Source organism: Acetatifactor sp. (assembly GCF_982438285.1).
Genome location: NZ_CEWDFQ010000089.1, coordinates 1 through 10,206 on the forward strand (window position 1 = coordinate 1; position 10,206 = coordinate 10,206).

The following is a 10,206-nucleotide window of genomic DNA, read 5'->3' on the forward strand; positions in this document are numbered from 1 at the left end:
CATTATAATCCGGGAGCGGACAGGCAGGAGGAGCTTCTGAAAAAGATCATATCCTGTGTTGTCATTTTGGCCTCCTGCATTATTTTTTCTAAATGGTATGATAAATTCACCTCCCTGCCGGTGGAGCTGTTTCAAAACAGGCATCTGATCTGGAAGCTTGCAAAAAATGACTTTAAAAAGCGTTACGCAGGCTCCTATCTGGGAGCGGTGTGGGCCATGGCCCAGCCTGTGGTGACAGTGCTGATGTATTATGTGGTGTTTGATAAAATATTTGGCAGCAGCGGCCCCGTGCTTCGAAGCGGCGTGGAGGTTCCCTTTGTGCTGTTTCTGACAGCGGGCCTGGTGCCCTGGTTTTATTTCAGCGAGGCATTGAACAATGGCACCAATGCGCTTTTGGAATACAATTATCTGGTGAAGAAGGTGGTGTTTAAGATCAGCATCCTTCCGATCATCAAGGTGATTGCAGCTACCTTCATCCATGTGTTCTTTGTGGGAATTCTTTTGATTGTGGCAATCGCCTATGGCTATTATCCAAGCGTGTACACGCTGCAGCTGTTCTACTACAGTGCCTGTCTGTTTATTTTTGTTCTGGCTTTAAGCTATACAACCTGTGCAGTTGTGGTCTTTTTCAAGGATTTGTCCCAGATTATCAACATTGCCCTGCAGATCGGCATGTGGGCCACCCCGATTTTATGGGATATTAACTCTATTCATCAGGACTGGGTGCAGGTTTTGAAGCTGAATCCTCTTGTGTACATCGTAAATGGCTACCGCAGCGCCATCTATGAAAGGGAATGGTTTTTCCAGGATTTCTTCTCCACCATGTATTTTTGGATTGTGACAGTGGTACTGTTTGGAATAGGAGCCCTGGTGTTTAAGCGGCTCAAGGTACACTTTGCAGATGTGCTGTAGCTTTGTGGTTTGGAAGAGGCTTGATGACGGATATGGGAAATTTTTCTAAAAAGCTGAAAAAAATTTTTTTCTGGAAGCCCTCTGTGAGGCTGACTGCCGTTTTCGCTTTGCTTGCACTGGCGCTTTTGCTGGTGCCCTTGGTGCGCATTTCCTTTTATGCGGTGCCTTGGTATGATGATTACAATTATGGAAGCTTTGCCAAAGCGTGGATGGAAATGACAGATTCCCCCTGGGGGGCCTTAAAGGGCGCCCTTTCCTGTGTGAAAACCCAGTGGTATGCCTGGCAGGGAACCTATTCCTCCATTTTTTTTATGGCACTGATGCCGGGCATATGGGGAGAGGACAAGTATTTTCTAGGGCCTTTATTTCTCTTTGCCCTGCTGCTTACCGGAATCTTTGTCCTGGTAAAGGTTCTGGTGATGGATGTGGCAGGAGGTGACGGGGCCTCCTGTGTGGTTCTGCAGTCAGTGACTGCGGCGATGGTGATTGTGCTGATCTATTCCTCCCAGGCCGGGTTTTTCTGGTATAACGCGGGAATTCATTATGTGGGGATGCACGCCTTTTGCATGCTGTTTACCGCGTGCGTGATCAAGCTTCTTCTGGTTTCGGGAAGGCTTAAGCGGATTGCCCTTGTGATCTTAAGTATGCTTCTGGCGCTTCTTGTGGCGGGCAGCAACTATGTGACAGCCTTGCAGGGAGGCCTCTTGCTGTTAAGTGTTGGCGCCGCAGGAATTTTTTGGTATAAAAAGCCTAAGCGGACTCTTCTTTTACTGCCGGCTGTCTGTGTATATGCGGTGGGATTCTACAAAAATGCAGCCGCTCCGGGCAATCAAGTCAGGGCCCGCAGCTATGTGGGCTGGGGGCTTTCTCCTCTGTCCGCTGTGCGGCATTCCTTTCTGGAGGCCTTTGGCCATATGTGGGAGTTTACAGGCTTTATCACCCTTGCGGTTATGGTTCTGCTTCTGCCGGTGATCTGGCAGATGGTAAAAAAATGCAGGATTTCCTTTCATCTGCCGGGGCTGGTGGCAGCCTGGTCCCTTTGCCTGTATGCCACCGGATTTACGTCCAGTCTGTACTCGCTTGGCCATGCGGGGCTTTCCAGAACGTTAAATGCGGTGAAGATCACCTGGCAGCTTCTTTTGCTTTTCAATGAGGTATATTTTCTCGGGTGGCTTTCGGGCTGTCTGGAAAAAAGAAAGAAGGGATTTGGCAGCCTTCCCTGTTGGTGGTTTTATCCCATCTTAGGAGCGGTTATGCTGGTAATTTTTTCCGTTTCACCGAATCAGGCGGGAAATTATTCTTCTTTTGGGGCCTATTATTATGTGCATACGGGAGAGGCCTACAATTTTTATCAGGAATATCGAAAGCGGGTGGAAATCCTAAAGAGCAGTGAACCAGATGTGGTGCTTTCTCCCTATCGTTACAGGCCGTGGCTGCTGTGCATGGGGGATTTATCCGACGACCCGGACAACGAGACGAACCGGGCCGTGGCGAACTGGTATGGAAAAGCCTCCGTTGTGGTGAAGGATACAGAGGAGTGAATGAATGGAACAGAATGTTGCCATAGAGGTCAGGGATGTCAAAAAAATATATAAGCTGTATGACAAGCCCCAGGACCGGATGAAGGAAGCCTTTGGCTTTGGGAAAAAGAAGATTCACAAGCTGCACTATGCCCTAAACGGTGTGAGCCTTAACATTTACAGAGGGGAGACCGTGGGGATTATCGGCACCAACGGCTCCGGAAAATCTACCATCCTGAAAATCATTACCGGGGTGTTAAACCCTACCCAGGGAAAGGTGCAGGTAAACGGGCGGATATCGGCCCTTCTGGAGCTGGGGGCCGGGTTTAACATGGAGTATAACGGTATTGAAAACGTGTACTTAAACGGCACCATGATGGGATTTTCCGAGAAGGAAATTGATGAGAAGCTTCCGGGAATACTGGAATTTGCAGATATCGGGGATTATGTCTATCAGCCGGTGAAAACCTATTCCAGCGGAATGTTCGTGCGGCTTGCCTTTGCGGTGGCTATCAACATCGACCCGGAGATACTGATCGTGGACGAGGCTCTTTCCGTGGGGGATGTATTTTTCCAGGCCAAGTGCTACCACAAGTTTGAAGAATTTAAGGAGATGGGCAAGACCATCGTGTTTGTAAGCCATGATTTAAGCAGCATCAGCAAGTACTGTGACAGGGTATTTCTCCTGAACAAGGGAAATCTTTTAGGAGAGGGTTCTCCAAAGAAGATGATTGACGCTTATAAGCGTGTGCTTGTGGGCCAGTATGAGGCGGTGGAGAAAAATCAGGAGCTTTTGGAGGATGACGATGTAAGGAGGGCGGCCCAGGCTGCTTCCAAGGGAGAAAATCCCCATCTGCTGGAATATGGCACAAAGCAGGCCGAAATTGTGGAATACTATATTACAGACGACCAGGGTGTGCGGACAACGGCTGTGATTAAGGGAACGGTGTTTACGCTGCACATGAAGGTAAAATTTAGGGATACGATCCCGGCGCCCATTTTTGCTTTTTCTTTTAAGAATGTTACGGGCACGGAGATCACCGGCACCAATTCCATGATCGAGAAGTCCTTTTTAGACAGTGTGGAGGCGGGAGCGGTGAAGGAGATCTCCTTTACCCAGAAAATGAGCCTGCAGGGAGGGGAGTATCTCTTGTCCCTGGGGGTGACCGGGTACAATAAGGATGTCTTTGAGGTCTATCACAGACTGTATGACGCCCTGAATGTGACAGTGGTATCCGATAAGAACACGGTGGGCTTTTATGATATGGATTCACAGGTAACGGTAACGGACAGTGAGGAGTAGGAAGAGGATTTGAGTTTGGAAAAGACAGAACAGATTGGAAGGATTACATTGGATTACAGCAGATATACAGGGGAGGACCTGTACTGCGACGGCGCAGTGGAGGATGAGCTGCTCTCCATTGTGCAGAATTTCCCGCCTGAGGAATATGGGGCGAAGATTGAGGAGAAAAAGAGCTGGCCGATTCTCTACCATCTTTCTCCTCTGCGGGAGAATATTGTGGACTGGCTCCCAATGGATGAGAATGCCAAGGTGCTGGAGGTGGGAAGCGGCTGCGGCGCCGTCACCGGAGCCCTTGCCCGCAAATGCGGTCATGTGACCTGTGTGGATTTGTCAAAAAAGCGAAGTCTGATCAACGCATACCGGCATAAGGAATGTGAAAACGTCACCATCCATGTGGGGAATTTTAAGGATATAGAGCCAGACCTGCCGGGGGATTATGATTATATCTTTCTGATCGGAGTGTTTGAATACGGACAAAGCTATATGGGAACGGAAACGCCCTACGAGGATTTTCTGCGGATTCTTATGCCTCATCTGGCACCAGGGGGCAGGATTGTCATTGCCATAGAGAATAAATATGGGCTTAAATATTTTGCGGGCTGCAGGGAGGACCATCTGGGAACCTATTTTTCCGGCATTGAAAATTATTCCCAGGGCGGCGGGGTGCGCACCTTCAGCAGACGGGGACTAGAGCGGATTTTTAGACGCTGCGGCGTAAAGGAGGCTCATTTTTACTATCCCTATCCCGACTATAAATTCATGACCGCTCTCTACAGTGACGCATATCTGCCGGGCAAGGGAGAGCTGTGCAATAATCTGCGTAATTTTGACAGAGACAGGATGCTGCTGTTTCAGGAGAAGGACGCCTTTGACGGCATTGTGGAGGATGGACTGTTTTCCGTGTTTTCCAATTCTTATGAGGTAGTGATCGGTCCGGAGATCTCTGTGAAATATGTAAAATATTCCAATGACCGGGCGCCGGAGTATGCTGTAAAAACCCAGATCAGCCGCAGCAGCAAGGGAGAGAAGGCAGTGCGGAAGTATCCCTTAAGCCCAAAGGCAGAGGAGCATGTGCGGGGAATGGCGGCGGCCTGTGAAAGCCTGACGAAACGCTATGAGAGCGGAAGACTTTCCATCAATGAATGTACTCTGAAGGAGGATGGGGAGCTTTGCGCGGAATTTGCCTTTGTGGACGGGGTGCCGCTCTCAGAGCATATGGACAAATATCTGGAGCGGGACGACCTGGAGGGCTTTTATGAATGCTTTTCGGAATATCTGGATCGGATCGGCTACCACAGCGAATATCCGGTGTCGGATTTTGATCTGGTATTTTCCAATATACTGGTAAATGGGGATACTTGGACGCTGATCGACTATGAGTGGACCTTTGGGAAGCCAATTCCTGCCAGAGAGCTGGCCTTCCGGGCTGTGTACTGCTATCTTTTAGAGGATAAAAGGAGGGAAAAGCTGGATATATCCAGAGTCCTGCAGCTGCTTCACATCACAGAGGAGGAGGCGGAGGACTTAAAGCGTCAGGAAATGGATTTCCAGAGCTTTGTCACAGGAAAGCGCGCTTCTATGGCCAAGCTGCGGGAGCTGATGGGACGGCGCATCATGGTTCCCCAGAAGTGGATCGACCGGTATCAGGATTCAGAAGCAGTAAACCGGGTACAGATATATGAAGATAAGGGAACAGGCTATCGCGAGGAGGATTCCTACTTCGTGAGAGAGGCCTATCAGGGAGAAAACCTGATCGAGTTTTCCATCCCGGTAAGCGGAGATGTGAAGATGCTGCGCATCGATCCGGCTATGGATTACTGTATGGTTAAGATTATTGGCATGACCTTTAACGGGCAGCGGGTGCCCTTAGAGCGCCGGGGGGTGCTTACTGTCAACGGACGGATTGCAAAGCCGGCGGACAGGGAGGATAAGGATCAGGGACCATGTATTGTATTTCCCACCACCGATCCCAATATCAACATTCGAGTAAGCGCTCTGGGAACCGGGGAGGAGAATCTGCTTTCCGTGCGTATGGAGATTGTGCGGCTTTCCGGGCAGATGGCCTCTGATCTGGCGGGGGCAGTAAAGCGGCTGCTATAGTCCGGGGCAAAGGAGCAAGGATTTGAGCATAAAGAGTCTGGCAAAGAATATGCTGACAAAACGGGAAAATAACAAATATGAGCGTCTCCTGGCAAAAAGGCGTATGACCTATGAGCAGTGGTGTGAAGGGCAGACATTTTCTTCTCCGGAGATCTCAGGGGAAGGGTCTCCCTTTGTGCTTTTTTGCTCAGAAGAAGGGGCGCCGGATAAAGGTGCAGATGCTCTCCTTGGGGCGTATTTTAAAAGCCATCCAGAGGCGCAGGTGCTTTACGGCGACGAGGATGTGTGGGAGGCACCTCCCGGGGGGCTCAGGCACAGTCCCTGGTTCAAGCCGGACTGGTCTCCGGATTTGTTTGATAGTCTTTTTTATTTCGGAGGCCTGACTGCCGTGCGAAGAAGGCTTTATGAGCAGGCGGCAGCCCTTTGCGGAGAGCCGGTGGATGAGAGGACGCTTGTCAAAACCTGCGTGGAGCTGGCGGAAGGCTATGAAAGAGGCTGCAGGTCCATAGCACATATTCCCCGGATACTGTTTCACTGGAAGAGCAGGGAGGCTATGGAGAAGTGCCAAAAGGAGCCTGATACGGCCAGAAAGGAAGACGCGCTCCACGCGGCAGACACAGCAGGCACAACAGACGAAAAGCCCTTTGTTTCCGCGGTGATCTGCTCCAAGGATCATCCCCAGCTCCTTGGACGCTGCCTGAAGGCCCTGGAAAGGGCGGGGACGGGGACCAGGCTGGAAGTGATTGTGGTGGACAACGGCAGCAGTGCTGAGAACAGGCGGCATCTGGAGCAGATGCTTTCAGAGCATATCTACCTGTATCAGTCCATGGAATTTGATTTTTCCAGCATGTGCAACCTGGGGGCAAAAAGGGCAAGGGGAAAATTTCTGCTTTTTTTAAATGACGACGTGGAGCTGTGCGGGGAGGACTGCCTCAGGCAAATGGCGCTCAGCGCAGGAAAGCCTTATGCGGGCGCGGTGGGAATCAAGCTGTATTACCCTGATTCGGTGCGTATCCAGCATGCGGGCATCGTCAACCTTCCCATGGGTCCGGTGCACAAGCTGCAGTTTCTTGAGGATACGCAGTCCTACTACTTTGACTGGAACAAAAGACCTGTGAACGTGCTGGCGGTGACGGCGGCCTGTCTGATGGTGGAACGGGAAAAATTCTGCCTGGCGGGAGGATTTTCTCCCCGGCTTAAGGTGGCCTTCAACGATGTGGAGCTTTGCTTTAAGCTCTGGGAGCTGGGGTATTTTAATGTGTGCCGAAACGATTTATATGCTTATCATCACGAATCCTTAAGCCGGGGGGACGATGAGACAAAGGAAAAGCTGAACCGGCTCCTGAAGGAGCGGGCGCTTTTGTACGAAATGCACCCGGCGCTTTCGGGGGAGGACCCCTTCTATTCCGTTCATTTAAGCCGCCAGGGATTAGATACCCGCATCCGCCCCGCCTTTGAGACTGCAGGAAATAAGCTGCAGGAGGAAAGGGGAGCGGTGAGAAGGGCAAGGCTTGGGGGCTTTCGTGAGGATCCCTGCCTGCTTTTTCGGGTAGAATCCTGCGAACAGGGGATTCTTCAGGGCTACGGCGTGGTGCTGGGGGATGACAATTCCTGCTATGAGAGATATCTTTTGTTTGAGGATCAGAAGGGAGCCTTGTTTTTCCAAAAGACGAAGGGACAGTACAGACCGGATCTTGTGGAAAATATGCCGGATCAGAACCGGGTAGGCCTGTGCGGCTTCTGGCTTAAGGTTTCCAAAGAAAATCTACCCCGGGGGACCTACCGGGTTGGAATGGCGGCAAAAAATACAGTCACAGGAACCAAATTGCTTTGGTGGAGTCTTCGCACGATAGAGATAGGGGAAGGCGGAGAAAATAGATAAAGGAAGGCATGGAATGGAATATGTCAGATGCAGAAAACAAAATGTCAGGGGAAGCAAACCAGGGGGAGGACTCTTACAGAGAGGCCTATGAGAGAGAGCATTTAAAATGCGCGGACTTGGCTGCCCGGATTGCCGATCTGGAGTCCAGATGCGAGGAGCTTAACTGGAAGATAGACCGCATTCAGAAGAATCCTTTGTGGAAGGCCAGCAAGCCTGCAAGGAAAGCAGTGCACTGGGTCATCCGGCAAAAGGACAGGCTGTCCAACTGCGGAGGCCCTAAAGGAGTGCTTCTCAAGCTGGATTATAAGAAAAGAGAAAAAAAGGCTATGCGCCAATTCGGCACGGAGAGCTTTCCGGATCAGGCCCAGGCGGCAAAAGAGAGGGAAACGGTTTTCCCCAGAATGATAAAATTCAGCATTTTGGTGCCGTTGTACAATACCCCCAGAGAATTTCTGACCCAGATGCTGGATTCTGTGATGAACCAGACCTACACAAACTGGGAGCTGTGCCTGGCGGACGGCTCCGACGGGGACCATTCCTATGTGGGGGAGGTCTGCCTGGAATACAAAAAACAGGCCCAGGAAAAGAAGCTTGGAACCATTGTGTACAGCAAGCTGCCAAAGAACGAAGGCATCGCCGGAAATACCAACGCCTGTCTGAAGCTGGCCACAGGAGAATATATCGGCCTGTTTGACCACGATGACATCCTCCATCCTTCTGTGCTTTATGAATATGCAAAGGCAGTGAACGAACAGGGAGCGGACTATCTGTACTGCGATGAGACCACCTTCAAGAGCGGCGACATTAATAAGATGCTCACCATGCACTTTAAGCCGGATTATGCGCCGGACAATCTGAGAGCCAACAATTATATCTGCCATTTCAGCGTCTTTGCCAGAAAGCTCTTGGATGGAAATGAATTGTTCCGCTCCAAGTTTGACGGCAGCCAGGACCACGATATGATTTTAAGACTTACCGACAATGCAAAAAAAATTGTCCATGTGCCCAGGCTGATGTATTATTGGAGGAGCCATTCTGGCAGCGTGGCCTCTGGGATTGAGGCAAAGCCCTACGCTATAGAGGCGGCAAAGGGAGCTGTGGCGGAGCACTTGAGAAAGCACGGTTTTTCCCATTTTCAGATCATCAGCACCAGGGCCTTTGAAACCATTTTCCGCATACGCTATCAGATTATCGGCAGTCCCAGGATATCTATTGTGATTGCCAACAAGGATCATGTGGCAGATTTAAGGAGATGCGTAAGCTCCATTTTGGAAAAATCTACCTATGATAATTATGAGATTATCATTGTGGAAAACAACAGCAGGGAGAATGAGACCTGGGAGTATTACAGTGAGCTCTTGGGGTATCCTTATCTGGAGACTGCAAAAAAGATGACGGTGTGCGGCCGGGACGGCGGCATACTGCATAGGGAAAAGAATGCGCAGACTGCAGACACACCCCAGATCAGTGTGGTGGTCTACAGCGGAGAATTCAACTATTCTGCAGTGAATAATCTGGGTGTCTCTTATGCGGAGGGGGATTATATTCTTTTGTTGAATAATGATACGGAGGTTATTACTGTCAACTGGATGGAGGAGCTGCTCATGTATGCCCAGCGTCAGGATGTGGGGGCTGTAGGGGCAAAGCTTTATTATGGCGACAAGACCATACAGCATGCGGGAGTGGTCATCGGTCTGGGAGCCCACAGGACTGCGGGACATACCCATTACAAGCAGCACCGGCAGAATCTGGGGTATATGGGACGGCTCTGCTATGCCCAGGATGTGTCTGCGGTGACGGGAGCCTGCCTGCTGGTAAAGAAGAGCCTGTATCAGGAGGCTGGAGGTCTGGATGAGGGCTTTGCCGTATCTTTAAACGACGTAGATTTTTGCCTGAAGCTGCGGCAGAAGGGACTTTTGAACGTTTTTACACCCTTTGCAGAGCTGTTTCACTATGAGTCCGTCTCCAGAGGGCTTGACGACACCGGAGAGAGAGCCGCGCGCTACGACAGAGAGTCTGAAAGATTCCGGGAAAAATGGAAGGAGGTTCTGGCAAAAGGAGACCCCTACTACAATCCCAACTTTTCTCTGGACCGCAGTGATTTTTCCCTGAAAGTGAAGGATGCGTAAAATCCTGTGGATAAATAGGGATGGATGTGATAAAATATTCCGTAGAAAGAAGAGGAGGATACGCAAATGAGTTATATGGATGAATTCAACTTCTGGCTGGAGGACGACTACTTTGATCAGGATACCAAAAACGAGCTTTTGGCGATCCGGGATAACGAGAAGGAAATCGAGGAAAGGTTTTACAAGGAGCTTGAATTTGGCACCGGAGGGCTGCGGGGCATCATCGGCGCAGGGACAAACCGCATGAACCTGTACACGGTGAGAAAGGCGACCCAGGGTCTGGCAAACTATATTCTGAAGCAGGGAACTGGCGAGAAGGGCGTTGCCATCGCCTATGACTCCCGCCGGATGTCGCCGGAG

6 protein-coding genes and 1 pseudogene are annotated in these 10,206 nt (G+C 50.5%); all 7 read left to right on the top strand.

The annotated features are described in order from the left end of the window. Window positions 1–912, top strand: a 912-nt coding sequence (locus tag AC1WIP_RS06225; protein ID WP_481141027.1) for an ABC transporter permease, incomplete at its 5' end; no start/stop codon positions are given. 23 nt (window positions 913–935) lie between these two features. Beyond that, window positions 936–2,453 (top strand): DUF6056 family protein, encoded by a 1,518-nt coding sequence (locus AC1WIP_RS06230; RefSeq protein ID WP_481141028.1) that lies wholly within the window; start codon window positions 936–938, stop codon window positions 2,451–2,453. A 4-nt stretch (window positions 2,454–2,457) separates the two neighbouring features. After that, on the top strand, window positions 2,458–3,735 hold the full coding sequence (locus AC1WIP_RS06235; RefSeq protein ID WP_481141029.1) for an ABC transporter ATP-binding protein: 1,278 nt from the start codon (window positions 2,458–2,460) through the stop codon (window positions 3,733–3,735). Window positions 3,736–3,750: 15 nt separating this feature from the next. After that, window positions 3,751–5,835, top strand: coding sequence for a class I SAM-dependent methyltransferase (locus AC1WIP_RS06240; protein ID WP_481141030.1), 2,085 nt, complete (start codon window positions 3,751–3,753; stop codon window positions 5,833–5,835). Window positions 5,836–5,857: 22 nt separating this feature from the next. Further along, entirely contained in the window at window positions 5,858–7,717 is a 1,860-nt protein-coding gene (locus tag AC1WIP_RS06245) for a glycosyltransferase family 2 protein (RefSeq protein WP_481141031.1), read from the top strand. 20 nt (window positions 7,718–7,737) lie between these two features. Beyond that, complete coding sequence (locus tag AC1WIP_RS06250; RefSeq protein ID WP_481141033.1) at window positions 7,738–9,846, top strand: glycosyltransferase family 2 protein; 2,109 nt, start codon at window positions 7,738–7,740, stop codon at window positions 9,844–9,846. A 66-nt stretch (window positions 9,847–9,912) separates the two neighbouring features. Next, window positions 9,913–10,206 (top strand): annotated as a pseudogene (locus tag AC1WIP_RS06255) (phospho-sugar mutase); the annotation flags it as partial.